The organism is Micromonospora sp. SH-82, from assembly GCF_051132485.1.
In the GTDB taxonomy this organism is placed as follows: domain Bacteria; phylum Actinomycetota; class Actinomycetes; order Mycobacteriales; family Micromonosporaceae; genus Micromonospora.
On record NZ_CP148049.1, the window covers coordinates 735389 to 759786 of the forward strand.

The 24398-nt window shown below is 72.1% G+C and carries 23 protein-coding genes and 1 tRNA gene; 14 read left to right on the plus strand and 10 right to left on the minus strand.

What is annotated here, in order from left to right; genetic code table 11:
* Nucleotides 1-117 precede the first annotated feature (117 nt).
* The 5 genes from WHN02_RS03385 to WHN02_RS03405 form a co-directional block, all read right to left on the minus strand.
* Complete coding sequence (locus tag WHN02_RS03385) at nucleotides 118-3678, minus strand: adenylate/guanylate cyclase domain-containing protein (RefSeq protein WP_434742008.1); 3561 nt, start codon at nucleotides 3676-3678, stop codon at nucleotides 118-120.
* Nucleotides 3675-4526 carry an MBL fold metallo-hydrolase gene (locus WHN02_RS03390; protein WP_434742009.1) on the minus strand — a complete coding sequence of 284 codons (852 nt, stop codon included), beginning with the start codon at nucleotides 4524-4526 and terminating at the stop codon, nucleotides 3675-3677. The genes WHN02_RS03385 and WHN02_RS03390 overlap by 4 nt, the downstream gene beginning before the upstream one ends.
* Before the next feature lie 100 nt (nucleotides 4527-4626).
* Complete coding sequence (locus WHN02_RS03395; RefSeq protein ID WP_434742010.1) at nucleotides 4627-5088, minus strand: RidA family protein; 462 nt, start codon at nucleotides 5086-5088, stop codon at nucleotides 4627-4629.
* The gene (locus WHN02_RS03400) at nucleotides 5085-5240 is read right to left on the minus strand and encodes a hypothetical protein (RefSeq protein WP_350900150.1); all 156 of its coding nucleotides are present in this window, start codon (nucleotides 5238-5240) and stop codon (nucleotides 5085-5087) included. Before WHN02_RS03400 ends, WHN02_RS03395 begins: the two co-directional genes overlap by 4 nt.
* 42 nt (nucleotides 5241-5282) lie before the next feature.
* Nucleotides 5283-5765: a hypothetical protein gene (locus tag WHN02_RS03405; RefSeq protein WP_434742011.1), complete on the minus strand. Its 483-nt coding sequence runs from the start codon at nucleotides 5763-5765 to the stop codon at nucleotides 5283-5285.
* A gap of 367 nt (nucleotides 5766-6132) precedes the next feature.
* Here WHN02_RS03405 and WHN02_RS03410 point away from each other — a divergent pair, with 367 nt between their 5' ends.
* From WHN02_RS03410 to WHN02_RS03420, 3 genes are all read left to right on the plus strand, one after another.
* On the plus strand, nucleotides 6133-6699 hold the full coding sequence (locus WHN02_RS03410) for an Rv0361 family membrane protein (protein ID WP_434742012.1): 567 nt from the start codon (nucleotides 6133-6135) through the stop codon (nucleotides 6697-6699).
* A gap of 75 nt (nucleotides 6700-6774) precedes the next feature.
* A complete protein-coding gene (locus WHN02_RS03415) occupies nucleotides 6775-7752 on the plus strand; it encodes an ArsA-related P-loop ATPase (protein ID WP_434742013.1) in 978 nt (325 codons plus the stop codon).
* 53 nt (nucleotides 7753-7805) lie between these two features.
* Nucleotides 7806-8957, plus strand: coding sequence for an ArsA family ATPase (locus tag WHN02_RS03420; protein WP_434742014.1), 1152 nt, complete (start codon nucleotides 7806-7808; stop codon nucleotides 8955-8957).
* Between the two features lie 9 nt (nucleotides 8958-8966).
* Here the strand turns inward: WHN02_RS03420 and WHN02_RS03425 are convergent, their stop codons facing one another.
* Nucleotides 8967-9287, minus strand: a complete 321-nt coding sequence (locus WHN02_RS03425) for a WhiB family transcriptional regulator (protein ID WP_434742015.1) — start codon at nucleotides 9285-9287, stop codon at nucleotides 8967-8969.
* A 396-nt stretch (nucleotides 9288-9683) separates the two neighbouring features.
* On the opposite strand from WHN02_RS03425, the gene WHN02_RS03430 reads away from it, so the two are divergent.
* The gene (locus tag WHN02_RS03430) at nucleotides 9684-12077 is read left to right on the plus strand and encodes a penicillin-binding protein (protein ID WP_434742016.1); all 2394 of its coding nucleotides are present in this window, start codon (nucleotides 9684-9686) and stop codon (nucleotides 12075-12077) included.
* 123 nt (nucleotides 12078-12200) lie between these two features.
* Here WHN02_RS03430 and WHN02_RS03435 read toward each other — a convergent pair whose 3' ends face one another.
* Nucleotides 12201-12656, minus strand: coding sequence for a GatB/YqeY domain-containing protein (locus tag WHN02_RS03435; RefSeq protein ID WP_434742017.1), 456 nt, complete (start codon nucleotides 12654-12656; stop codon nucleotides 12201-12203).
* A gap of 25 nt (nucleotides 12657-12681) precedes the next feature.
* Between WHN02_RS03435 and WHN02_RS03440 the strand changes: the two genes are divergently transcribed.
* The 9 genes from WHN02_RS03440 (at nucleotide 12682) to WHN02_RS03480 (ending at nucleotide 19521) form a co-directional block, all read left to right on the plus strand.
* Nucleotides 12682-13578, plus strand: coding sequence for a metallophosphoesterase (locus WHN02_RS03440; RefSeq protein ID WP_350899910.1), 897 nt, complete (start codon nucleotides 12682-12684; stop codon nucleotides 13576-13578).
* A gap of 237 nt (nucleotides 13579-13815) precedes the next feature.
* Nucleotides 13816-13889: transfer RNA gene (locus tag WHN02_RS03445), tRNA-Pro, on the plus strand.
* A gap of 128 nt (nucleotides 13890-14017) precedes the next feature.
* Nucleotides 14018-14890, plus strand: a complete 873-nt coding sequence (locus WHN02_RS03450; protein ID WP_434742018.1) for a hypothetical protein — start codon at nucleotides 14018-14020, stop codon at nucleotides 14888-14890.
* Between the two features lie 178 nt (nucleotides 14891-15068).
* Nucleotides 15069-15407 carry a DMT family transporter gene (locus WHN02_RS03455; RefSeq protein WP_434742019.1) on the plus strand — a complete coding sequence of 113 codons (339 nt, stop codon included), beginning with the start codon at nucleotides 15069-15071 and terminating at the stop codon, nucleotides 15405-15407.
* A gap of 83 nt (nucleotides 15408-15490) precedes the next feature.
* Nucleotides 15491-16090 carry a helix-turn-helix domain-containing protein gene (locus WHN02_RS03460; protein ID WP_434742020.1) on the plus strand — a complete coding sequence of 200 codons (600 nt, stop codon included), beginning with the start codon at nucleotides 15491-15493 and terminating at the stop codon, nucleotides 16088-16090.
* 53 nt (nucleotides 16091-16143) lie between these two features.
* Nucleotides 16144-17073: a diacylglycerol/lipid kinase family protein gene (locus WHN02_RS03465; RefSeq protein WP_350896125.1), complete on the plus strand. Its 930-nt coding sequence runs from the start codon at nucleotides 16144-16146 to the stop codon at nucleotides 17071-17073.
* An 80-nt stretch (nucleotides 17074-17153) separates the two neighbouring features.
* Complete coding sequence (locus WHN02_RS03470) at nucleotides 17154-17687, plus strand: NADPH-dependent FMN reductase (protein WP_434742021.1); 534 nt, start codon at nucleotides 17154-17156, stop codon at nucleotides 17685-17687.
* Between the two features lie 132 nt (nucleotides 17688-17819).
* Nucleotides 17820-18536, plus strand: a complete 717-nt coding sequence (locus WHN02_RS03475) for a hypothetical protein (RefSeq protein ID WP_434742022.1) — start codon at nucleotides 17820-17822, stop codon at nucleotides 18534-18536.
* Between the two features lie 58 nt (nucleotides 18537-18594).
* Nucleotides 18595-19521, plus strand: coding sequence for a hypothetical protein (locus WHN02_RS03480; protein WP_434742023.1), 927 nt, complete (start codon nucleotides 18595-18597; stop codon nucleotides 19519-19521).
* 141 nt (nucleotides 19522-19662) lie between these two features.
* Here the strand turns inward: WHN02_RS03480 and WHN02_RS03485 are convergent, their stop codons facing one another.
* The gene (locus WHN02_RS03485) at nucleotides 19663-20109 is read right to left on the minus strand and encodes a lamin tail domain-containing protein (RefSeq protein WP_434742024.1); all 447 of its coding nucleotides are present in this window, start codon (nucleotides 20107-20109) and stop codon (nucleotides 19663-19665) included.
* A 479-nt stretch (nucleotides 20110-20588) separates the two neighbouring features.
* On the opposite strand from WHN02_RS03485, the gene WHN02_RS03490 reads away from it, so the two are divergent.
* The gene (locus WHN02_RS03490) at nucleotides 20589-22016 is read left to right on the plus strand and encodes a diguanylate cyclase (RefSeq protein WP_434742025.1); all 1428 of its coding nucleotides are present in this window, start codon (nucleotides 20589-20591) and stop codon (nucleotides 22014-22016) included.
* A 10-nt stretch (nucleotides 22017-22026) separates the two neighbouring features.
* Here WHN02_RS03490 and WHN02_RS03495 read toward each other — a convergent pair whose 3' ends face one another.
* On the minus strand, nucleotides 22027-23088 hold the full coding sequence (locus WHN02_RS03495; protein WP_434742026.1) for an aspartate-semialdehyde dehydrogenase: 1062 nt from the start codon (nucleotides 23086-23088) through the stop codon (nucleotides 22027-22029).
* Nucleotides 23089-23095: 7 nt separating this feature from the next.
* A complete protein-coding gene (locus tag WHN02_RS03500; RefSeq protein ID WP_350896132.1) occupies nucleotides 23096-24361 on the minus strand; it encodes an aspartate kinase in 1266 nt (421 codons plus the stop codon).
* Nucleotides 24362-24398: the final 37 nt, after the last annotated feature.

The window sequence follows — 24398 nt, forward strand, 5'->3', positions numbered from 1 at the left end:
GACACCACTGTGGAGACCTGTACGCGACACGCTAGTCGCTCACCCCGACATCGCGCATCGGCAGAACCGGTGACACCCCGCCACCGCAGGTCGGCGCGGCGGAGACGTCACGCAGCGTCAGGTGACGGTACGCAGCCGGTTGTGCAGGGTGGTGGCGGCCAGCCGTTCACCCACCTGCTCGGTGGCGAAGGCCAGCCGTACCGCGTCCTCGGCACTCGTCAACGCCTCGGCCGGCAATCCGTTCGCGAGCAACGCCTCGGCCAGCACCCCGGCGGCGACCACCTGACTGCGGACGTCCTCGGCCGGGGTGTCCACCGCCCGCCGGGCCCAGTCCAACGCCTGCTCCCGCTGCCCGTGTGCGAGCAGCGCGGAGGCGTACCGGGCCAGGGTGTGCCGACGGGAGAACAGCAGCGACGGCGCCCCGGCCGCTGCCACCGTCGCCACCGGGGCCAGCAGCCCCACCGCCGTCGCCGGATCCCCGGCCGCCAGCCGGGCGGTGGCCAACAGCACCCGGGGCCCCACCTGGGCCGGGGCCTGCGGATTGTGCGGTTCGACGGCGGTGAGGACGGTCCGGGCCGCCCGCTCGGCGGCCTCCCAGTCCCCCGACTCCAACGCCACGAACCCGCGCAGCGTCCCCGCCATCCCGGTCAGCAGCGGATGCGACGTCCGGTCGGCGTACCCCTGGGCGTCGGCGAGCAGGTCCGCGGCGTGCTCCGGTTCACCCAGCCCCCGCGCCACCACCCCCCGCACCACCAGGGCGAAGCCCTGCCCCCAGTCGTCGGAGACCTCGGCGAACTCCCGGTACGCCCGACGGGCACCCCGGTCGGCCTCGGCCAGGTCCCCCAGTTCGGCGGCGGCGAACGCCTCCACCGCCCGCAGCGTCCCCACCGCCCACGCCTCGCCGACCCGCTCCCCGAAGGGCAGGAACACCCGGGCCAACCGGCCCGCCTCCCGCAGTCGCCCGGCCAGCAGTCGGGCGTACGCGGTGGTACCGCGCAGCCACGCCCGCCCGTACGGGTCACGCAGCTCGGCGAAGAGCCGGGCGGCCCGCCCGAGCACCGCGTCGGTGCCGGCGAAGTCGCCCCGGGTGGTGGTCACCCAGGCCAGGTTCTGCAACGACCAGGCCTGCCCCCGGGGATCCTGCGCAGCGAGGCTGACCTGGTACGCGGCGGCCAACCTGCTGCTCGCCTGCCCCAGCCGTCCGGTGACGAAGTCGGTCATGCCCAGCCGTCGCATCGCCGAGGCCCGCAGGGTGGGCACCGCACCGGCCGTCGCCACCTGCTGGGCCTCCTCCCAGGCGGCCACCGCCCGGTCCTGCTCGCCGAGGGTCTGGTGGGCCTGCCCGGCCAGCAGGAGGGCGCTGGCCCGGGTCGCCTCGTCACCGGTGTTGGCGGCGATCTTCTCCGCCGAGGCGAGCGCGTCGTGCACCCGGCCCACCTGCAACAACGCCCGGGCGTGCACCACCCGGTCGGCGGCGGGCACCCCGTCGCGGGCCAGTTCGGCGGCGCGGTCGGCGTACTCCACAGCCGTCGTGGGCTCCCCGGCGGCCAGGGACCGGCGGGCCGACCTGCCCAACGCCGCCCCTCCCAGCCCCGCCACCGAGCGGGCCGGCGAGTCGGGACGCAGCCCCACCGCGTCCGCCAGGGCCACCGCCCGCTCGGCGTGACCGGCCACGAAGTCGTCCCGGGCCTGCTCGGTGAGACCGAGGGCGGAGGGGCCGGACGCCGCCCAGCGCGCCAGTGCGGCGTGCCGCTCGGCCAACTCGGCCTTGCTGACCCCTGCGTACGCGGCCTCCCGCATCAGCGGGGTCGCGAAGGCGTACCCGGCGCGGGTCCGGTGCAGCATCCGGCGTTGCAGCAGCTCGTCGATCGCCCGGTCGAGCTCCACCGCCACCACCGCAGCCGGGCGGACGTCCCGACCGGCGCGCTGCTCGCGCAGCGCCTCCAGGGTCCCCGGGGCGACAGTGTCACCGACCACCGCGGCGTCGCGCAGCACCGACCGGGCGACGACCGGCAGCGCGTCGATCCGGGCGGCCAGGACGGCGGCCAGGTCCCGGGAGAGCAGCCGGCTGCCCAGCGAGCCCGGGGCGAGCCGCCACCCGCCGCCGCCGACGGCGGTCAGCGCCCCCCGCTCCATCAGCAGGGTGACCAGTTCGGCCAGGTAGAACGGGTTCCCCTGGGCGGTGGCGAGGAGCCTGTCGGTGTCGGCCTGCGGCAGCTTCCCGCCACCGAGGTAGCTGGTCAGCAGCCGGGCGGCGTCGGCTCCGCGCAGCGGCGGCAACGCGTGCACCTCGGCCTCCGAGACCCGGGTCAACGCCCCGGCGGTACGCACCAGCTCGGGGCGGCCCAGCAGCAGGACCAGCACCGGTCCGGTGAGCCGGGACAGGGTGACCCCGAGCGCCCTGATGGTCTCGGCGGTGGCGTCGTGCAGATCGTCGACCACCACCACCAGGGGAGCCTCGACGGCGAGCCCGCTGAGCAGTTCGGCGACGGCGTTCGGCACCGCCTCCGCGTCGACGGGGGTGCCGCTGGTGCTCCACTCGCCCTGCTCGGTGGGGCTCCCGGCGGTCAGCTCGGCGTACCCGAGCAGGGCCAGGATCTGTTCGGTGGCGACCGGGGCGGGTTCCGGGCTCAACCGGGCGAGGCGCTGACCGAGGCGGCGCAGCCGTTCCTCCACCGCCGGTCTGGTCAACGCGGTGGCGGTGTCGCTGGGCAACCCGACGGCCGCCCTGACCAGGTCCGCCAGCGGGGCGAGCCGACGCCGTTCACCGAAGGCGGCGCAGCGCACCGAGAGCACCCGGGCACCGGTGTGCGCGGCGAACCGGCCGGCGCCCACGTCGTACCCGGCGGCCAGCCGTTCCACCTCGGCGGAGAAGCGGGACTTGCCGATCCCCGCCTCGGCGGTCATCAGCAGCACCCGGGGTTCCCCCCGGTCGATCACCTCGGCGAGCCGACCGGCGACCCGACCCACCTCGGTCTCCCGCCCCACGAACGGCGCCTCGTCGCCCAGCCCGGACCGGGTGCCCGGGGCGTCGAGCAGACCCAGCAGCTCGTACGCCTCGACCGGTTCCCGCTTGCCCTTGAGCCGCAGCGGTCGCAGGGCCCGCCAGGAGGCCACGTGCCGGGTCGCGGCGGCGGTACGCCCACCGGCGTACACCGCGCCGACGGCGGCGGCGTCGGCCAGCCGGGCGGCGGTGTTCACGGTGTCCCCGATGACCGTGTACTCGATGGCGGCCTGGATACCGGCGATCACGTCCCCGGTGTTCAGGCCGACCCGCAGGCCGAGGGGGGCTCCGCCCCCGCGCTCGTCGTCCAGGACCCGCCGGACGGCCCGCTGCATCGACAGCGCGGCCCGGACCGCCCGCTCGGCGTCGTCCTCGTGCGCCACCGGGGCGCCGAAGACCGCCATGATCCCGTCGCCGGTGAGCTTGTCGACGTGCCCGCCGAAGGTCTTGACCGCCCCGGCCAGGGAGGCGAGCACCCGGTCGGTGACCGCGCCGACCCGCTCCGGGTCCAGGTCCTCCGACCAGGAGGTGAAGTCGGACAGGTCCCCGAAGAGCACTGTGACCACCCGGCGCTCGGCGGCGGGCAGCATCGCGGCGGCCGGCAGGGCGGCCCCGCAGTTGTGGCAGAACCGAGCACCCGGTACGGCGACGGTTCCACACACCGGGCAGGTCACGGCTGGTCCAACCGCGCTTCCGAGCCGTCGGACCCCCCGACGGGCACCCCCAGGTACTCCAGCTGGGCACGGACCGACCACTCGGCCGCCCACCACAGGACGGGATCCACGTCGGCGTACACCCGGGCGACCACCTCGGCCGGGGTCCGGTCCCCGGCGTCGACAGCGGCCTGGACCTGCGCCAACCGGCCCTGCCGGTGGGCCAGGTAGTAGTCGGCGGCGGCCCCGCAGTCGGCCAGCGCCGGACCGTGCCCCGGCAACGCGGTCACCCCCCGGTACGTCGCCAGCCGGGCCAGGCTGGCGAGGTAGTCGGCGAGGTTCCCGTCGGGGTGGGCGATGACCGTGGTGCCCCGGCCGAGGATGGTGTCCCCGGTGAGGATCGCCCGGTCACCCTCGTGCTCGACGAGGAGGCAGACCGAGTCGGCGGTGTGTCCCGGGGTGGGGATCGGCTCGATGACGAGCCCGGCCGCCTTCAACACGGGCCACGCTCCGGCGGGGTCACCGGCACCCAGCGGCTCGGCGTCGACGGTGTGGGCCGGGTCGACAGCACGTACCGGCACCCCGCCGAGCAGGTCGGCGAGTCGTCGGGAGCCGTCCGTGTGGTCCGGGTGTCCGTGGGTGATCAGCACTGCCGCCACCGGTCCGGCCTCGACGATCCGGGCGAGGTGCGCCTCGTCGAGCGGGCCGGGGTCGACGACCACGGTCTCGGCGCTGCCGGGGGCGCGCAGCAGCCACGTGTTGGTCCCGTCGAGCGCCATCGGGCCCGGGTTCGGCGCCAGAAGCAGCCGTACCCAGGTCGGAAGCTCGTCGGCCGGTGCCGCCACCGGCGCGGTCACATGACCCGTCATGAGTGCGATCGTACGACCCCGGCGGGCGCTCCCCGCGATCTTGGCGAACGGACCTGTGGATCGCGGGGAACGACTGGCGATCGTCGCGGTACGGGTGGACTCACCCGACCTCGAAGATGACCTCCACCTCGACCGGGGCGTCGAGCGGCAACTCGGCCACCCCGACGGCGCTACGGGCGTGCCGCCCGGCTTCGCCGAACACGGTGCCGAACAGGTCGGAGGCGCCGTTGATCACACCTGGCTGCCCGGTGAAGCCCGGTGCCGAGGCGACGAACCCGGTCACCTTCACCACCTTCACCACGTTCTCCAGCCCGACCAGCGCGTCGACGGCGGCGAGCGCGTTGAGCGCGCACCGCTGGGCGAGCTCCTTGGCCTGCTCGGCGGAGATCCCGCCGCCCACCTTCCCGGTGGCGAGCAGCTTGCCGTCGAGCATGGGCAGCTGCCCGGAGACGTACACGTGCTGCCCGGACTGCACGGCGGGCAGGTAGCTGGCGACGGGGGCGGCCGTCTCCGGGAGCGACAGCCCCAGTTCGGCCAGTTTGGCGAGAGGGCCGCCGTTCACGCCTTGACCCGCTTGAGGTAGGCGACCAGCTGCTCCGGGTTCGGGCCGGGGATCACGGCGACGAGTTCCCAGCCGTCCTCGCCCCAGTTGTCGAGGATCTGCTTGGTCGCGTGGACCAGCAGCGGGACCGTGGCGTATTCCCACTTCTGCATCGGTGAGGGCTCCCTGTACTGGTGTTGACGGTCCGCGACAGCCTACGGTCCCGACGGCGGGCCGGGGGCGGGGCGTTGCTCGGGGGCGCCGGGCAGCTCGCCACAGGGGCCGCCGTGGTCGTAGCGCTGGGGGCAGCGGGACCGGTCGGCCAGCGGGAGGTCGCAGAAGACCCGCTGCCTGTTGTTCTGGTCGTCGGTGGTCGAGACGGTGGTCTCACCGGCGTCCAGTTCGGGCAGGAATCCGAGCGATACGGCGACCTTCCCGGCGAGGGCGGTCGCGGCTGACAGGTCGGCGACCCGGATCGGGAGGTGGATGACGTACCCCGGCTCCTCCTCGTCCCGGGCCCGGTCGTCGAGCCGGTGCAACGTACGGACCAGCTCCCCAGGGTCGGACAACCGGCGGTACGACCGCTCGTTGAGTGGGGGGCCGTTGACCAGGCCCTCGACCTCTCCGCCGGGTCCGGCCCGCCGGGTCCGGTCGCCGAAGGGGACAGGGGAGCGGGGGGTGTCGTCCGCGTCGTGCATCGCAGTGCCTCCCGGCGTCGTCTTCGTCGTGCCTTGGCCTCCGGGCCGGACCGTCCGTCCGACCCGGCCCCCGCCGTCGGCCCGAAATTAGGGCCGAAGGACCCTGGCTTCAACCGGACGCGCACGATCGATCACCTCAAGTCACATATGCGACACATCCCGAGTCCGGTAGCCGATGGCGATCACAAAAGGGATGTAACACCCCTACGTCCTGCTCACCGGGCCGAGCCAAACGGACACCCGGCTCACTCCTCTCGTCCGGGCATCGACCGTTACCCTTCCTCGGGCGGGTACGGCTCGCCCCGTACGCGCGCTCCGCGCCGCCGCCCCCTCCCGGCGGTGGGCGCTCTCACCCCCGGGAGAGCAGATGACCCAACCGCCGTACGGTGGCCCGGCCGGATCGTCCGGGGGCCCGCGTGAGGTTCCCGGCACCACCTCCTCCGGTCCACAGCACGCCGCCCCGACCGCGTCCGCCACCCGTCGGGGCACCCGGAACAGACGCGGCGTGACGATCGCCTCCGTGGTGCTGGCCGCGACGGTCCTGCTCTGCGGCGGTGGCGGGGTCACCGCCTTCGTCGCCCTGCGCAACGCCGAGAACGGCGAGGGGGCCACCGAGCCGACCATCGCCGTGGAGAACTTCATGACCGCCGTCTACCGGGACCACGACCCGTCCCGGGCGACCCGGCTGGTCTGCAGCGCCGCCCGGGACGAGAAGAAGATCGCCGCGAAGGTCGCCGAGGTGGAGCGCTACTCGGCCGCCTACGCCGGGCCCCGGTTCCGGTGGAGCTCTCCCAGCGTCGACAACCAGAACGGGGACCGGGCCACCGTCTCCACCACGGTCACCATGACCACCTCCGACGAGAAGGTCGCCGACCAGGACCTGCGGTTCACCGTGGTACGCAAACGCGGCTGGTGGGTCTGCGACGTCAACTGAACCGGTCCCCCCTGTCGGTCGACGGCCCGGGCGGGCAGCCGGCCGCGCCCGGGAGGACTGGTTAGGCTCGACGGCGTGGGACTCTCGCAGCAGCCGGCCGATCCGGCCCGCCCCGGCTGGCCCGCCCGCCTGCACGTGGTGACCGGAAAGGGCGGCACCGGCAAGACCAGCGTGGCGGCGGCCCTGGCCCTCGGGCTGGCCGCCGGTGGTCACCGCACCCTGCTGGTGGAGGTGGAGGGACGCCAGGGCATCGCCCAGCTCTTCGGCACCGACCCCCTGCCGTACGCCGAGCGCCACCTGACCGACGCCGCCGACGGCGGGGAGGTACGCGCCCTCGCCGTCGACGCCGAGGAGGCCCTCCTCGAATACCTGGACATGTTCTACAAGCTCGGTGCGGCCGGGCGGGCGCTGCGCAAGCTCGGCGCGATCGACTTCGCCACCACCATCGCCCCCGGACTGCGGGACGTCCTGCTCACCGGGAAGGTGAAGGAGGCCACCACCCGGACCGAGGGGCAACGACGGGCGTACGACGCGGTGGTCCTGGACGCACCGCCGACCGGACGGATCGGACGGTTCCTCAACGTCACCGCCGAGACCGCCCGGCTGGCCAAGGTCGGCCCGATCAAGACCCAGAGCGAGGGGGTCGCCGCCCTGCTGCGCTCCCCGATGACCGCCGTGCACGTGGTGACCCTGCTGGAGGAGATGCCGGTCCAGGAGACCGTCGACGCCGTCGCCGATCTGGCCCAGCTCGGCTTCCCGACCGGACGGGTGATCGTCAACGCGGCGCGGGCCCCGCTGCCCACCGGGGCACCGGTCGGCCCGGAGGAGCTGCGCCGGGGGCTGCTCGCCGCCGGTCTCCCGGCCGACCAGGCGACAGTCGCCGGGCTGCACGACGAGGCGCGCGACCAGGCGGCCCGCCGGGAGCTGGAGGACTCCCTCCGCGCCGACCTGGTGGAGTTGGGACTGCCGATCACCGAGTTGCCCCTGCTCCCGGACGGGGTCGACAGGGCCGGGCTGGACACCCTGGCGGCGGCGCTGCTCGCCGCCGATTGACTCACACCTGCCCCGGCACCGGGCGGAGCAGCCCCGTGGCCCGATACGCTCGATTGGTGCCTTCCGAAGACGCGGCGCCGCGGCTGGACGTCGACCGGATCCTCGCCGACCCCGGCGTGCGGATCGTGGTCTGCTGCGGTGCAGGCGGGGTCGGCAAGACGACCACCGCCGCCGCGCTCGCGCTGCGTGCGGCCGAACACCACGGTCGGCGTACGGTGGTGCTCACCATCGACCCGGCCCGTCGGCTGGCCCAGTCGCTGGGCCTGACCGAGCTGGACAACACCCCCCGGCAGGTCAAGGGGATCGACGTGGAGGCCGGCGGCGGCGAACTGCACGCCATGATGCTGGACATGAAGCGGACCTTCGACGACGTGGTCGGGCAGCACACCGACCCGGCGAAGGCCGCCGAGATCTTCGCCAACCCGTTCTACCAGGCCATGAGCTCCACCTTCGCCGGCACCCAGGAGTACATGGCGATGGAGAAGCTGGGCCAGTTGCACGCCCGGGGCGAGTGGGACCTGATCGTGGTGGACACCCCGCCGTCCCGCTCCGCGCTGGACTTCCTGGACGCACCGGCCCGGCTCTCCCGGTTCCTCGACGGGCGCATGCTGCGGCTGCTGTTGGCCCCGGCGCGGACCGGCGGGCGGAGCATGTTCAGCTTCGTCACGGCAGGCTTCGGGATGTTCTCGAAGGTGGTGCAGAAGGTGCTCGGCGCCCAGCTGCTCACCGACCTGTCCGGGTTCGTGGCCGCGCTGGACTCGATGTTCGGTGGTTTCCGGCAGCGGGCCGAGCAGACGTACCGGATCCTGCAAGCCCAGGAGACGGCGTTCCTGCTGGTCGCGGCCCCGGAGCCGGACGCGGTCCGGGAGGCCGCCTACTTCGCGGGCCGGTTGCGTGAGGAGCGGATGCCGCTGGCCGGTCTGGTCCTCAACCGGGTGCACCGGCCGACGGTGACGACGCCGGACGCGGCGGAGAGCCTGGCCGCCGCGCAGCGGCTGGCCGACCTCGGGGGGCACGAGGGCACCGTCGAGGTGCTGCGGGCCCACGCCACCCTGGCCCAGCAGTCGGTACGCGAACAGCAGGTGGCGGCGCGCTTCACCGACACGTTCCCGGAGGTGCCGACGGTGTCTGTCACGGCGCAGCCCGTCGACGTGCACGACGTCGACGGGCTGCGGGCGATCGGTTCGGCGATCAGCCGACAGTGACCGGGTGGTTCAGCCGAGGGCGTTGACCAGTTCCTTGCCCTTACCGGTCTTGTCGTTGGCGTTCTTCTTCATCGCCGCCTCGAACATCTTGCGCCAGCTCGCCACCTGCGGGTGCCGGCGCAGCAGCGCCCGGCGTTCACGTTCGGTCATCCCACCCCACACTCCGAACTCGATCCGGTTGTCGAGCGCGTCGGCCAGGCACTCGTACCTGACTGGGCAACTGCGGCAGATCCGTTTGGCGACGTTCTGTTCAGCGCCCTGTACGAACAACGCGTCCGGGTCCCCGTTCTGACACGCCGCCAGTGACGGCCAGTCAGTGATCATGCCCATCTGTACACGTCCCCCCTCGGAGTTCTACCGACGTCGTCGCGACCAGCCGTCTCGCAGGGGTCGTCCCGCCCGGCCTCCCCCAAGGCGGCACGGACGACCACGGCTGGACCGTCGCTACCATCATGCTCTGTAGTCACCTGATTACGCAACGTTGTCGGCCAAATCCATCATTACGGACACTCCCGGCTTACCGGGCTTTCGCCGCCCGCTTACCCCGCCGGAGTCCGTGAAAACGCTGCGCGATCGCCTTCTCACCCAGGAGACTCGACCCGGTCCACGCAACCTCCCACCGGGGTTCGTGCGTTTAGCACAACGAGGCCGGCGTTTACCGGAAATGGGGAAAGTGCACCCCAGCGCCCCTCGTTCCTACTCGCGTACCCTGTCGAGGTGACCTGGATGCGGAAACGTGACCACAACGTCCTGACCAACACCGCATCGCTACTCATATGTGGCCTGTTGGCCGGGGTGGTGGTCGCTGCGGCGGCCTTCCCCGCGGTGGCGATGTCCGGACTTGCCGCCAAGGCGGGCGCCGACACCTTCGGCGAGCTGCCCAAGGAGTTCGAGATGGCTCGGGCTCCGCAGATCAGCTACCTGCTCGCCAGCGACGGCAAGACCCCGCTGGCCACGATGTACGACGAGAACCGCAAGGACGTCAAGCTCGCGGACATCGCCCCGAACATGCAGAAGGCGATCATCGCCGCCGAGGACCACGACTTCTACAACCACAACGGCGTCGACCTCAACGGCGTCGTCCGCGCCTTCGTGAACAACCAGTCCGCCGCCAACTCGCGGCAGGGCGCGTCCACTCTGACCATGCAGTACGTCCGGCAGAACATCGCCTACTCGGCGACCCACCCGCAGGACGTCGTCGCGGCCACCGAGGACACCAGCGCCCGCAAGATCCGCGAGATGAACTTCGCCCTCCAGATCGAGAAGGAACTCAGCAAGGACGAGATCCTGGAGCGCTACCTCAACATCGCCGCCTTCGGCAACGGCGCGTACGGCATCTTCGCCGCCAGCCAGGTCTACTTCGGCAAGCCGCCGAAGAACCTGAAGATCGAGGAAGCGGCCATGCTCGCCGGCATGGTGAAGGCCCCCACCTCGTTCAACCCGACCACCAAGAGCGGTCACCCGCAGGCCCTGGACCGCCGCAACTACGTGATCCAGAACATGGTCACCACCGGGGCGATCACCCAGGCGGAGGCGGACGAGGCCAAGGCCACCAAGCTCGTGGTGAAGGGCAAGCGGGCCCCGAACGGCTGCGTCCAGACCAACAAGCGGGGCTGGGGCTTCTTCTGCGACTACTTCTACCGGTGGTGGATGCAGCAGGAGGAGTTCGGCTCGACCACCTACGACCGGGAGCGGCGGCTCAAGGCCGGCGGCTACACCGTCACCACCACCCTCGACGTGCAGGCCCAGGACGGCGCCGACAAGGCGGTCCGCAAGGGTCTCGGGGTGAACAGCAAGGCGGCCCGGATGGTGGCCAACATCGAGCCGGGCACCGGCCGGGTCCGCGCCCTGGCGGTCAACCGGAACTTCAAGCTCGACGACCCGGACAAGCCGCAGAACAAGATCTCCAGCGACCCGAGGAAGGCCGCCAAGAAGATCCGGGGCAGCTACCCGAACACGGTGAACCCGCTGATCTCCGGTGGCGACGGCCTCGCCGGCTACCAGGCCGGGTCGGTCTTCAAGATCTACACGATCGTGGCGGCCCTGGAGAAGGGCATACCGCTCGGCCACACCATCGACGCGCCGCAGCAGTTCAAGTCGGACTACATCGTCGAGCAGGGCAGCCCGGCCGCGTGCCCGGGGACCAACAAGTACTGCCCGACCAACTCCGACAAGAAGGCCGGCGGCGTGCTCAACATGTGGAGCGCCTTCGCCCGGTCGACGAACACCTACTTCGTCCCGCTCCAGCAGCAGGTCGGCGCGGACAACGTGATCGACGCCGCCAAGCGGCTCGGCATCGAGTTCCGGGTCCCGAGCGAGGCGGACTGGGCCAACAACAAGGCCGCCGCGAAGGACTGGGGTGCCTTCACCCTGGGTGTCTCCTCGGTGACCCCGCTCGACCTGGCCAACTCGTACGCGACCCTGGCCGCCGACGGCAAGTACTGCGAGCCGATCCCGGTCCAGGAGATCAAGGACGCCGACGGCAAGAAGCTGGACATCGCCAACCCCCGGTGCAAGAAGGCGGTGAGCGTCGAGGTCGCCCGCGCGGCTGTCGACGCGGCCCGCTGCCCGGTCGGGGACAACTCCCGGACCAGCCAGTGCGGCGGCAGCCGGACCGCCGCCCACGTCAAGTACAACGTGAACGCCCCGGTGGCCGGCAAGTCCGGCACCACCGACTCGGAGAAGACGGCCTCCCTGGTGGCGATGACCAAGCAGTACGCGGTCGCCGGCATCATGGCCGACCCGGACTGGCCGCAGACCAACCAGCAGATGAAGCACAACCGGCCCGACGGCATCAACCCGCCGGTCGCCGAGGCGCTGGCCGCCGCGATGAAGGGCAAGGAGCGGATCAACTTCACCCCGCCGGGGCAGAAGGCCGCCCAGGGTGAGATGCGCAGCATCCCGGTGGTCGCCTGCCAGTCGGTGGACAGCGCCAAGAACCGGCTCCAGGGCGCGGGCTTCCAGGCGGTCGTGTCGAGCAGCCAGATCCAGTCCAGCTGCCCGGCCGGGACCGCCGCCGGAACCAGCCCGAGTGGCCGGACCACCAAGGGTGGGGTCGTCACCATCCAGGTCAGCTCCGGGGGCGGTGCCCCCAGCGGGGACGCGACCCCCGGCGGTTGACCGTCGGCGGCTGACCTTCGACAGGTCGATGCAGGCGGCTGAGAGCACCACCTGAGGTCCAGGCACAGTGAAGCGGGCGACACCGGAAGGTGTCGCCCGCTTCGTCGTACCGTGGCTGTCGCGTCAGAGGCCGAGCTGGCGACGTACCTCGGCGGCCACCCGACCCCCCTCGGCCCGACCGGCCACCGCGGCCTGGGCCGCCTTCATCGCCGGGCCCATCTGGGCCTTGCCGGTGAAGCCGCCCTCGGCGAGCGCCCCCGCGACCAGGTCGGCCAGTTCCCCGTCGGGGAGCTGCTTCGGAAGGTAACGCTCCAGGACCTCCCCCTCGGCGTTCTCCTTGGCGGCCTGGTCGGTGCGCCCGGCGTCGGCGAAGGCGGTCGAGGCCTCCCGCCGCTTCTTCGCCTCCTTGGTCAGCACCGCGAGCACCTCGTCGTCGGTGAGCTCGCGCTTGGCCTTGCCGGCCACCTCGGCGGTGCCCACGGCGGCCAACGCCATCCGCAGGGTCGAGGTGGTCAGTTCGTCGCGCGCCTTGAGCGCGGTTCGCATGTCGGCGGTGAGTCGGTCCTTCAGCGTGCTCATGGAGGGTCAAACTACCCTCATCCGCATGCGAAAGCGCACACTATTCCGCCGGCTCGCGGCCGGGACCGTCGTGGCCGGTGCCGCCACCCTCGCCTACGCCTCGCTCATCGAGCGCAACATGTTCACCCTGCGCCGGTACGACGTACCGATGCTTCCGGCAGACGCGGAACCGCTACGCATCCTGCACCTGTCGGACATGCACATGATGCCGAACCAGGCCCGCAAACAGAACTGGGTCGCCTCACTGGCCGCCCTCGACCCCGATCTGGTCGTGGTCACCGGGGACAACATGGCCGACCCGGCCTCGGTGCCGGGGGTGCTGCGGGCCCTGCAACCCCTGCTCGACTTCCCCGGTGCCTTCGTGTTCGGCTCCAACGACTACACCGGCCCGGTGTTGAAGAACCCGTTCTCCTACTTCCTGCCCGACCGGGAGTACACCGAGGGCGCCGAGCTGCCGTACGAGGAACTGCGGGACGTCCTGGTCGGGGCCGGGTGGGCGGACCTGAACAACGCCCGTACCTCCCTGAAGGCCGGCGGCCGCCTGATCGACATGGTCGGGGTGGACGACCCGCACATCGGCCGGGACTCCTACGAAGACGTCGCCGGGCCGGTCTCGACCACCGCCGACCTCTCCATCGCCCTCACCCACTCCCCCGAGCCGGTGGTGCTCGACCAGATGGCCGCCGACGGCTTCGGGTTGCTCCTGGCCGGGCACACCCACGGCGGACAGGTCTGCGTGCCGGGCGTCGGGGCGTTGATCACCAACTGCGGTCTGCCCCGGTCGATGGCCAAGGGCCTGCACCGGTGGCCGGACTCGGACGCCTGGCTGCACGTCACGGCCGGGCTGGGCACCCACCCGACCGCCCCGGTCCGGTTCGCCTGTCCGCCCGAGGCGAGCATCCTCACCCTCATCCCCCGCTGACCGCCGACGCCGCTGCCGGAGCCGCCTCGGGATCCGGCGGCGGTGCCCTCGGTGTCCCGCTGCGGCGAGGTTGCCCTCGGGATGCGCTGCGCTGGGGACAGGTCTCGGTGAGGCTGTGGAGCTGCCCCGTTCATGGGACCGGGGCAGCTCAGGGCGGTACCCCCTCCCCGGCCGCCCGGGGAGGGGGTACTGAGTTTGTCCCCGGATCAGGGTGGGCTACTATTTGTCGGCACGCCTCGGGGTGTGGCGCAGCTTGGTAGCGCGCTTCGTTCGGGACGAAGAGGTCGTCGGTTCGAATCCGGCCACCCCGACAGAGGTCAGAGGGCACATCGATTCACTGATGTGCCCTCTCGTGCTTCCTGGGTGACCGACTGCGTGACTATCGGAGCCCGTGTCACGCCTCGCGGGTCCCCCACCGGCCCGTGACATGATGGCGGCCATGGGCAAGCAGCAGGGCGTCGGTGGGTCGGGTCGTCACGGTGGGCCGGGGGCCGTCGCGGCGGGTGACGGCACAGACCCGCAGCTCGCCGTCGCGCAGGACCCCACGACGTCGCAGATGGACCTCATCGAACTGGCCTCCGACCCGTCGGCTGCGGTCCGCAGGACGGTCGCGGGCCGCCCGGACGCCCCCGCGCAGGCACTGCGGACGTTGACCCGCGATTTCGATCGTGACGTGCGGGAGGCCGTGGCGAGGAACCCCTCGACGTCGGTCGGCAATCTCCTGCGGCTGGTCAAGGACGCTGACCGGTGGGTCCGGTGGGCGGTCGCCGGGAACCCGTCCTGCGACGAGTCGATTCGCAGGGTGATGGCCGAGGCCCGGGACAAGGAGCTTCGCGGTCTCCTCGCGGAGTCCCGCGAGCTGGAGCCGGAGCTGGCGGCGGGACTGGTCGGCGATGTCTCACCCGAGGTACGGGAGCGGCTCGCCACCCACACCCACGACCCCGATGTGATCACCGCCCTGATGGCCGACCGCACCGCGCGGGTACGCAAGGGGCTCGCCCGCAATCCGCGGACCACCCCCGCCCAGCGGAGCGCGCTCGCCCAGGACCCCGTGGTGGACGTCCGCGTCGCGCTGGTGCTCGCTGTCGAGCTGAGCGAGGCGGACCTGCGAGGGCTGGTCGACGACCGTTCGGTGCAGGTTCGGACGGCGGTGGCGACCTCGGAGCTGGTTCCGCCGCACATCCGCGAGGCGCTGGTCGGCGACCCCGACGAGATGGTCGCGGGTGCGGCCCGGGACTTCCGCCCGGGGGCGGCCGGCACCCCGGTGGTACGGGCACCGCGCCTGGGACATCGGGCCTCTCCGAACGACTGAGGTCGACCCCGAGCGTGACCCGTTTCGACGGGCGGGCACCGGCGACGGTCGGCACGATCAGACCTTGGAGTCTGCCGGCCCCTGGAGGGGCCACCACCATCCAAGATCTCTCGGGCACCGGTCGACGGGTGTGACCACCGGCGGGGTGACCCCCTACGGTGGTGCCTGTCGTTGCGGAATGCATGGGAGACGGCACGTGGCGTACCTGTTCCTGCTCGGGGCGATCGCCAGCGAGGTGGTCGGGACCAGCCTGCTCAAGTCGACGAACGGGTTCACCCGGTTGTGGCCGACCGTCGGGCTGGTGGTCGCGTACGTCACGGCCTTCGGGCTGCTGTCGCAGGCGGTCAAGACGGTGCCGGTCGGGGTGGCGTACGCGATGTGGTCCGGCCTGGGTACGGCGGCGATCGTGGCGATCGGGGCGGCCTTCCTCGGTGAGCCGCTCTCCGTCACGAAGGTCGTCGGGGTCGGCCTGATCATCGCCGGGGTGGTGATCCTCAACCTGGGCGGCACGCACTGACCACCGGGTTCCGACAGGGCGTGACCACCGGGCCACCGACAAGGACTGGCAAGGCGGATTGCCGTAGTGGCAAGCTTGTCGGCATGGAAGACGACCTCGACCAGTCACTCGACGCGGTCGGGCCTCGACTGCGGGCGCTGCGGCGGCAGCGGGAGGCCACCCTCGCCGAGCTCTCCGCCGAGACCGGCATCTCGGTCAGCACCCTGTCCCGGCTGGAGTCCGGCACCCGTCGACCGACCCTGGAGTTGCTGCTGCCGCTGGCCCGGGTGCACGGGGTCACGCTCGACGAGCTCGTCGGCGCACCGCCGACCGGGGATCCGCGCATCCACCTGCGTCCTGTCACCCGGCACGGGATGACGATGCTGCCGTTGACCCGACGGGCGGGCGGGATCCAGGCGTACAAGATTATTCTGACCTCGCGGAGGGCGGAGCCCGAGCCGCAGACCCACGAGGGCTACGAGTGGCTGTACGTCCTCGACGGGCGGCTGCGGGTCGTCCTCGGCGAGCACGACCTGGTGCTCGCCCCCGGTGAGGCCGCCGAGTTCGACACCAGGGTGCCGCACTGGTTCGGCCCTGCCGGTGACGAGCCTGTCGAGTTTCTGAGTCTCTTCGGTCGGCAGGGTGAACGCGCACACCTGCGAGCCCGTCCCCGGGGCGGGTCCGGGAAGGCCGACCGGGGCTGAGACCGCCCGGCACATCGACTGGTTCTCAGCTCACGCCGCTAGTCTCGGAGGCCATGCGAACCAAGCAGGAGCTGAGCACGACCATCCGCCGGGACCGACGGGCGGCGCTGGTCATCAACGCCCACTCCCGTCGCGGCCGTCGGCTCTACGAGCAGGCCCGGTCGCGGCTGCTGGCGGCCGGTTTCGACCTGATCGGCACGTACCCGGTGGAGCGGCCGGGCGAGTTGGAACGCAGCCTCCACGAGGCGGTCGGGCGGGGGCCGGATCTCCTGGTCACCGGGGGTGGCGACGGTACGCTCAGCGCCGCCGCCCGGCTGCTCGCCCACGCCGACATGGCCCTCGGTCTGCTGCCGCTGGGCACCAGCAACAACTTCGCCCGGACGGTCGGCGTCCCGATCGACCTGGACGGGGCGATCGGCGTACTCACCGACGGCAAGGTCATCGACGTCGACCTGGGGCTCGCCGGGGAGATGCGCTTCGCCAACCACGTCGGGATCGGGCTCTCCGCCGACATCATGCGGCACACCCCGCACCGGTTGAAGCGGTTCACCGGCCGGTTGGCGTACCCGACGACCGCCCTGGCCCTGCTCACCCGGCACCGGCCGATGCGGGCCACGGTGCGGGCCGCCGGGCGGGAGCACGAGTTCGTCACCCACCAGATGTTCGTCGCCAACGGCGGTTTCCAGGCCGGGCGGCCGATCACCGCCGACGCCGACGCCGACGACCGGCTGCTGGTGGCGTACCCGGTGGGGGGTCCGGCCGTTCCGGGCCTGCTCTGGGACGCGGTGCGCAACGCGGTGACCGGCCACCGACGCACCCTCGGCGACGACCCGTTCCTGGCCGTCAGCGAGTTGGTGGTGGAGACCGACCGACCGGCCCGGGTCGAGGTGGACGGCGAGTTGTGCGGTCAGACCCCGATCCGGATCGGCCTGGACGCCAACGCCCTGCGTGTGATGGCACCGGCGGACAGCCCCGACCGGTGACCGGTCGCGGTTGACCTCAAGTGAGGTTGAGTACCTACCGTCGGGCTGGTCGTACCGAGTTCCGAGGAAGGAAACGAGAGATGAGTAGTCCGACGTTGCAGGTCGCCGTGATCATGGGGAGTGTCCGACCGGGGCGGTTCGGTCCCGTCGTCGCCAACTGGGTGGTCGGTCAGGCCAGCGATCGCAAGGACCTCACAGTCGACCTGGTGGACCTCGTCGACCCGGAGCGCATCACCGAGCGGCTCGCCGCCGCCGACGCGTTCGTGGTGGTGACTCCGGAGTACAACCACAGCTACCCGGGTGCGCTGAAGGACGTGATCGACGCGCACTACCTGGAGTGGCGGGCCAAGCCGGTCGCCTTCGTGTCGTACGGCGGGCTCTCCGGCGGGCTGCGCGCCGTCGAGCACCTGCGGCCCGTCTTCGCCGAACTGCACGCCGTCACCATCCGGGAGACGGTCAGCTTCCACGGCGCGGCGGAGCGGTTCGCCGAGGACGGCCGGCCCCACGACCGGGCGGGCACCGACGCCGCCGCCCGTCGCCAGTTCGACCAGCTCGCCTGGTGGGCGCAGGCGCTCCGGGAGGCCCGCGCGCTGCGGCCGTACGCCGCCGGCTGAGCGTCCGCCCCGCCCCCTGCGGGAACGGTGGACGTCGGATCGGGGGCGTTCCCAGCGGGGGGTCGGGCGGGTTCCCCGATCGGGGTTGACCTCAACCACGGTGCAGTTCCTAGCGTCGATCCCATGACGACGATGACCCGAACCGACACCTGGCCGGATCCCACCCGAACGGATTCCGGCCTCATCCTGAGCAGCATCTGGCGGGTGGGGACCACCGAACGGCAACAGGCGGTGGTGGCGGCGATAGTCGAGGCGTACGCGGACCGTCCGAGGGTGGACGGGCTGCTGTCGTACAGCGTCTTCGTGGGCGCCGACGGCGACACCCTCCGGCACTACACCCTGTGGCGGGACGAGACCGCGTACCGGGCGTTCTTCGCCGGTGGGCGGCAGCCGCGGGTGGACCGGATCGACACGGCGGTGCCCGGGATCGAGCGGCTGGACCTGACCCGGTACCGGCTCTACCGGGGACAGCGGGTCGACCCCGCGCCCCGCCCCGGCGCCCTGGTGGCGGTGCAGGTCCAGACGCCGGACGAGGCGACCGCCAGGTCCTGGGTGGACGCCGTCCTCGACGCCCTCGACGCCGACCGGACCTCGGCGGACGGCCCACCCGAGGGCGGGATCGGCGGGTTCTTCCACATCAGCGAGGACGGCACCCGGGTGCTGAACCTCGCCGAGTGGTCGTCGGTCCAGGCGCACGCCGCCGCCCTGGCCGCGAACGGCGGCAGCGTCTCGCGAGGGCCGCTCTGGGACCGGGTCCGGGCCTTTCCCGGCGTACGTCAGGTCGGCGTGGACCGGTTCCACCTGGCCGCCACCTTCGAGCCCACCGACCCGGTCGACGGGGTCGGCTGAGCCCTCTCCGCCAGGTTGACCAGGGGCGATACGAGACAGGCCCAGGTACCGTCGGCCCATGCGTAGTCGTTACCCGCCCTCCAAGATTCAGTTGTTGGTCACCACGGTGGTCACCGGTGTGGTCACCCTGGTCGCGGTCTCGTACATGTTCGGCAACGGATTCTCGACCTTCGGCCTGATCTGGGTCGGCATGGCCGGTTACATCGGCGTGCAGGCCGCCAAGAACCTCAAGAAGCGCGTGATCGACGAGGCCACTGTCGAGGGTCGCCCGGGTCCCGGGGGACTGGACGGGTCCCGCTCCGGTGAGCCGGGGTGGTCCGGTCCCGACCGGGCACCCTCGCCCCACCTGCGGTCGACCGACCAGACCCGGTGGGGCGACACCCCGGCGACGGACCAGAGCCGGTGGGGCGACACGTCGACCAACCAGACCCGGTGGGGCGACACCCCGTCGCCGGACCGGCCCGGGTGGGGCGACACCGAGTCGGCGGATCAGGTCCGGTGGCGGGAGGCCGAAGCGGCCGACCAGGCCCGGTGGGATGCGGCCCAGGCGGCGGACCAGGCCCGGTGGCGAGACGCCGAGTCGACGGACCGGCCACGTCACAGCCCGATCGAGGAGGTCGGCGGAGCCCGGATCACCAGCCCGATCGAGGAGGTCGGGTGGGGCGCCCGGCTGCGGCGGCTGCGGCAGTCCGGCGAGAACGCCCTCTCCCGCCCGCAACGGCAGCCCGCGTCGCCACGAGAACGCCCCGAACCCGCGTACGATCAGCGCCCCGCCCGGCGCACTCCGGGCCGTACCGGTGCGATCGTCAGTGCGGTGTTCAGCTCGGTCGTCTGGCTCGTGGTGATCGCCGTCGTCCTCAACTTCTTCCCCCGGATGGGCTTCCCCGGTTCCGAGGGCGACGGCAGCTCGTTCCTCTACCTCTGGGCCGGCGCGGGTGTCCTGATCGTCGTGGTGAACCTGGTACGCGCCTTCACCCGCCGCTGAGCCGACCGCCGACCGCCGACCGCACCGCAGCCGGCAGCCGCAGCCGACAGCCGCAGGAGGGGACCGCGGCCGGACGACCCGGAACGCGCCTTCGGCGCCGACCCCCGGGACCGGGGTCGACGCCGAAGGGCCGGGTGGGAGTCAGCAGTTCTTGTAGCTGTCGACCTTCTTCCAGGAGCAGGAGTCGATCTGCTTGCCGGTGGAGTTGCGCAGGTACGCGGTGTCCCCGGTGTTGTTCCAGACGTGCCAACCGCGACCCCAGTACCGCTTGGTGGCGCTGTTGGTCCCCTTGCCGGTGTGCAGGACGATGCTGGCCTTGGGCTTCAGCTTCACGTCGCCGAACGTGTAGACGTGCCGGGCCTTGTCCCGGACCGTCCAGTTCTTCAGGCTGACGGTGGTGGAGCGCCGGTTGGTCAGCTTGACGTACTCGCCGTTGACGCTCTTGTTCGACGACGTGTCGGTGCCCGGCGAGTTGACGTAGACCCTGGTGATCTCGACGGCCGGGGCGGCCTGCGCCGGACCGGCGACGGTGATCGCCGCCCCGAATCCGACAGCGACGGCCATGGTGACGCCCAGCAACTTCCTCACTCGTTTCCCCCACAGAAATGGTGACGACCGGCCGCTGCGCTGCCGGTGTGGAATCCACGCCCCCGACGTGGAGCCTGAGGTTACCGACGCGCGACTCGCTTGTGGACCGTCGACGGGCACCGGTCGGCAAGTGGACCTGCGGGGCTGACCGCATGATCACCGAACGTCCATCCGGGGCCCGCCGAAGGTCGGCGCGACCGCCGCCGGGACCCGGGGCGACAGGCCGTCCCGGGCGCCCCGGCCACCGGCCCGGTCAGGCCGTCGGCGGCCACCGGCTGATCACCGTGATCCGTTCGGCCAGGTACGCGCCGACCGCGCACCGGCCACCCGGCCACCTCGACCACTGACGGTCGATCATCAGCAGGTGGGACGGCTGTCCACAGCCTGTGGATGGAACATGTGTACGAAGGCGGGGACCCGCCCGCCGGTGAGTACCCTTGACGAGTCAAGCATCCCCCCTCACCTGGAACGACGTATACGTGGATCATCACCGGGTCATTCGTGACGTCACGGTCCGCCTGCCGATGGCGTCGACCGCAGTCGAGGCGTGCCAGTGGACCGTCGCCGCGCTGGCCCGCTACGCACCGGCCACCATCTGCGTCCTGCTCCAGGTGCACGACCGGCTCCGGTGCATCGCCGCCACCGGCTCCTGGCAGGTCTTCTCGACAGTCGCCCCGAAGGCGGGGATCGTCGGCCGGGTGTACGCCACAGGCGTCGGGTCGACGGTCCCGCACGTCACCGACGACCCCGACTACCTGCCGGTACGCCCCGACGTGACGGCCCAGGTGTGCGTACCGGTGCTCGACCCGGCGGGGCGGCCGATCGGCGTACTCGACCTCCAGTGGTCGGACCCGGTGGAGCTGGACCAGTGGCGGGAGACCGCCGAACGGGTGGCGAACCGTCTCGGGGCCCGGATCGTGGCGCTGGGCGGCCCCCCGGCCGAGAGCCGCAGCGAGAAACTGCTCCGGCACGCCGCCGCGATGACCACCGCCGCCACCGAGCGGGAGCTGTTGACCATCGCGATCGGGGCCGCCCGGGACGTCTCCACCCTCTGCGCGGCGGTGCTGGTCCTCGACGACGAACGGGGTGGGCCTCGGCTCGGCTCACCCACCGGCACCCCCGGTGACCTGGAACGTCGGGTCCGGGCGGAGCTGACCGAGGCCACCGGCGGCACCCTCGGCCGGATGGTTGCCCGGGCTCACAGGCACGGGTCGGCGTACACGTTGGGTGAGGCGGGCCACCCGCCGACAGTCGACTACGCACCGCTGGCCCGCGCCGGGGTCCGGACCCTGATCGTGGTGCCGGTCGGACCCCCCGACGGGGGTGGTGTCCTCCTGGTCGCCGACGAACGGCTGCTCAGCCCCGACCCGACCACCGTCAACCTGATGGAGTTGCTCGCCGGTCAGGCGTGGACCTGCCTGGACCGGCTGCGTACGCTGGCCCAGCTCAGCGAGCAGGCCAGCTCCGACCCACTGACCGGGTTGCGGCACACCGGCCCCTTCGGGCAGCGGATCGCCGCCGCCACCCCGGGGCGTACCGCCCTGCTCGCCATCGACGTCGACGGGTTCAAGAGCGTCAACGACACGTACGGCCACCAGGCCGGAGACCGGCTGCTGGTCGGGCTGGCCCGGGCGTTGCAGGGGGCACTGCGTCAGGGCGACGAACTGTTCCGGGTGGGTGGGGACGAGTTCGTGGCGGTGATCGAGGTGAACCGTCCCGCCGAGGCGGTCCGGATCGGTGAACGGTTGGCCGAGGCGGCTCGCCGTACCGGCCAGACCATCAGCGTCGGGGTCGCCCTGGCCGAACCCCGGGAGACCCCGGAGGCCACCCTCCGCCGCGCCGACCAGGCCCTCTACGCGGTCAAACGCAACGGTCGCAACGCCGTCCGCCTCTCCCCCACCCCCTGACGCTCCCGGGTCAGCGGGTGGTCAGCTCCTTGGCGATCAGCTCGGCTATCTGGGCGGTGTTCAGGGCGGCGCCCTTGCGGAGGTTGTCGCCGGTGACGAAGAAGTCGAGGGCCCGCGGGTCGTCGAGGGAACGGCGGAGCCGCCCGACCCAGGAGGGGTCGGTCCCGACCGCGTCGATGGGCATCGGGAACTCGCCGGTCTCCGGGTCGTCGACCATGATCACCCCGGGGGCGTTCCGGAGGACCTGACGGGCCCCCTCGGTGTCGACCTCGGCGGCGAAGACCGCGTGCACCGCCACCGAGTGTCCGGAGACCACCGGCACCCGGACGCAGGTGGCGGAGACCTTCAGGTCGGGCAGGCCGAGGATCTTGCGGGACTCGTCGCGGAGTTCCATCTCCTCGGTCGACCACCCGTCGTCGACCAGGAGGCCGGCCCAGGGGACCACGTTGAGCGCCAGCGGGGCGGGGAACGGTCCCAGTTCGTCGCCGACGGCCTGCCGTACGTCGCCGGGGCGGGAGCCGAGCGCACGATCCCCGGCGACCTTGCCGAGCTGGGCGTACAGGGTCTCCGTCCCGGCCCGCCCGGCCCCCGATGCGGCCTGGTACGAGGCGACGACCAGCTCACGGAGGTGGTACTCGCGGTGCAGCGGTGCCACCGCCACGATCATGGCGAGGGTGGTGCAGTTGCCGTTGGCCACGATCCCCCGGGGCCGGTGGCTCATCTGCTGGGGGTTGATCTCGGGCACCACCAGCGGGACGTCCCGCTCCATCCGGAAGGCGCCGGAGTTGTCCACCACGACCGCGCCCCGGGCGACAGCCACCGGGGCCCACTGCGCGCAGACCTCGGCCGGCACGTTGAACACTGCGACGTCGACCCCGTCGAACGCCTCCGGGGTGAGGGCCTCGACTGTCAGCTCCTCGCCCCGGCACCACACCCGCCGACCCACCGAGCGGGCCGAGGCGAACAGCCGGATCTCGCCCCACATGTTGCGGCGGGCGGAGAGCAGTTGGCACATCACGGTGCCGACGGCACCTGTCGCCCCGACCACGGCCAGGGTGGGCAGCGCCCCCACTGTCGGGTTACCGGCCGGTGCCCGCGTACACCACCGCTTCGGTCTCGCCGCCCAGGTCGAAGGCGTCGTGGATGGCACGGACGGCCTTGTCCAGGTCGGTGTCCCGGCAGACCACCGAGACCCGGATCTCCGAGGTGGAGATCATCTCGATGTTCACCCCGGCGGTGCCGAGAGCGGCGAAGAAACCGGCGGCGACGCCCGGGTGCGAGCGCATCCCGGCCCCGATCAGGGACACCTTGCCGACGTGGTCGTCGTAGAGCAGACCCTTGAACTTGACCGGCTCCTGGATCTTGCTGAGCGCGGCCATCGCGGTCGGCCCGTCCGCCTTGGGCAGGGTGAACGAGATGTCGGTGCGCCCGGTGCCCTCGGTCGAGACGTTCTGCACGATCATGTCGATGTTGATCTCGGCACCGGCGACGGTGTCGAAGATCGCCGCAGCGGCCCCCGGCTCGTCCGGCACCCCGACGATCGTGATCTTCGCCTCGCTCCGGTCGTGGGCGACCCCGGTGATCAGTGCTTGCTCCACAGGAAGGTCCTCCATCGATCCGATGACCATCGTGCCGGTGTTTGTCGAGTATGACGAACGGACGTGGATCGGCAGCCCCGCGCGACGGGCGTACTCGACGCTGCGCAGGTGCAGCACCTTCGCGCCGCAGGCGGCCAACTCCAGCATCTCCTCGTAGGTGATGTCCCTGATGTGCCGCGCGTTCGGCACGATCCGCGGGTCGGCGGTGAAGACGCCGTCCACGTCGGTGTAGATCTCGCAGACGTCGGCGTGCAGGGCGGCGGCGAGCGCCACGGCAGTGGTGTCCGAGCCGCCCCGACCCAGGGTGGTGATGTCCTTGGTGTCCTGGGACACCCCCTGGAACCCGGCGACGATGACCACGGCCCCCTCGTCCAGCGCGCCCTTGAGCCGCCCCGGGGTGACGTCGATGATCCGGGCCCGGCCGTGCACCGAGGTGGTGATCACACCTGCCTGCGACCCGGTGAACGAACGGGCTTCGTACCCCAGGTTGTGGATGGCCATGGCCAGCAGCGCCATGGAGATCCGCTCCCCGGCGGTGAGGAGCATGTCCAGCTCCCGGCCGGGCGGCAACGGGCTGACCTGGTTGGCCAGGTCGAGCAGTTCGTCGGTGGTGTCCCCCATGGCGGAGACCACCACCACGACGTCGTCCCCGGCCTTGCGGGCGGCGACGATCCGCTCCGCGACCCGCTTGATCCGCTCGGCGTTGGCGACGGAGGACCCGCCGTACTTCTGCACCACGAGTGCCACGACGGTGCACTCCCTCCCCAGGTCCCTGAGCGTGCCG

Excerpts from the sequence above, each read along its gene's own strand:
- WHN02_RS03440 (WP_350899910.1), top strand. The coding sequence starts at position 12,682 with ATGCGAAAGCGCACACTATTCCGCCGGCTCGCGGCCGGGACCGTCGTG.
- WHN02_RS03465 (WP_350896125.1), top strand. The coding sequence starts at position 16,144 with ATGCGAACCAAGCAGGAGCTGAGCACGACCATCCGCCGGGACCGACGG.
- WHN02_RS03470 (WP_434742021.1), top strand. The coding sequence starts at position 17,154 with ATGAGTAGTCCGACGTTGCAGGTCGCCGTGATCATGGGGAGTGTCCGA.
- WHN02_RS03390 (WP_434742009.1), bottom strand. The coding sequence starts at position 4,526 with ATGACGGGTCATGTGACCGCGCCGGTGGCGGCACCGGCCGACGAGCTT.
- WHN02_RS03460 (WP_434742020.1), top strand. The coding sequence starts at position 15,491 with ATGGAAGACGACCTCGACCAGTCACTCGACGCGGTCGGGCCTCGACTG.
- WHN02_RS03425 (WP_434742015.1), bottom strand. The coding sequence starts at position 9,287 with ATGGGCATGATCACTGACTGGCCGTCACTGGCGGCGTGTCAGAACGGG.
- WHN02_RS03410 (WP_434742012.1), top strand. The coding sequence starts at position 6,133 with ATGACCCAACCGCCGTACGGTGGCCCGGCCGGATCGTCCGGGGGCCCG.
- WHN02_RS03480 (WP_434742023.1), top strand. The coding sequence starts at position 18,595 with ATGCGTAGTCGTTACCCGCCCTCCAAGATTCAGTTGTTGGTCACCACG.
- WHN02_RS03400 (WP_350900150.1), bottom strand. The coding sequence starts at position 5,240 with ATGCAGAAGTGGGAATACGCCACGGTCCCGCTGCTGGTCCACGCGACC.
- WHN02_RS03475 (WP_434742022.1), top strand. The coding sequence starts at position 17,820 with ATGACCCGAACCGACACCTGGCCGGATCCCACCCGAACGGATTCCGGC.
- WHN02_RS03435 (WP_434742017.1), bottom strand. The coding sequence starts at position 12,656 with ATGAGCACGCTGAAGGACCGACTCACCGCCGACATGCGAACCGCGCTC.
- WHN02_RS03430 (WP_434742016.1), top strand. The coding sequence starts at position 9,684 with ATGCGGAAACGTGACCACAACGTCCTGACCAACACCGCATCGCTACTC.
- WHN02_RS03450 (WP_434742018.1), top strand. The coding sequence starts at position 14,018 with ATGGGCAAGCAGCAGGGCGTCGGTGGGTCGGGTCGTCACGGTGGGCCG.
- WHN02_RS03405 (WP_434742011.1), bottom strand. The coding sequence starts at position 5,765 with ATGCACGACGCGGACGACACCCCCCGCTCCCCTGTCCCCTTCGGCGAC.
- WHN02_RS03455 (WP_434742019.1), top strand. The coding sequence starts at position 15,069 with ATGCATGGGAGACGGCACGTGGCGTACCTGTTCCTGCTCGGGGCGATC.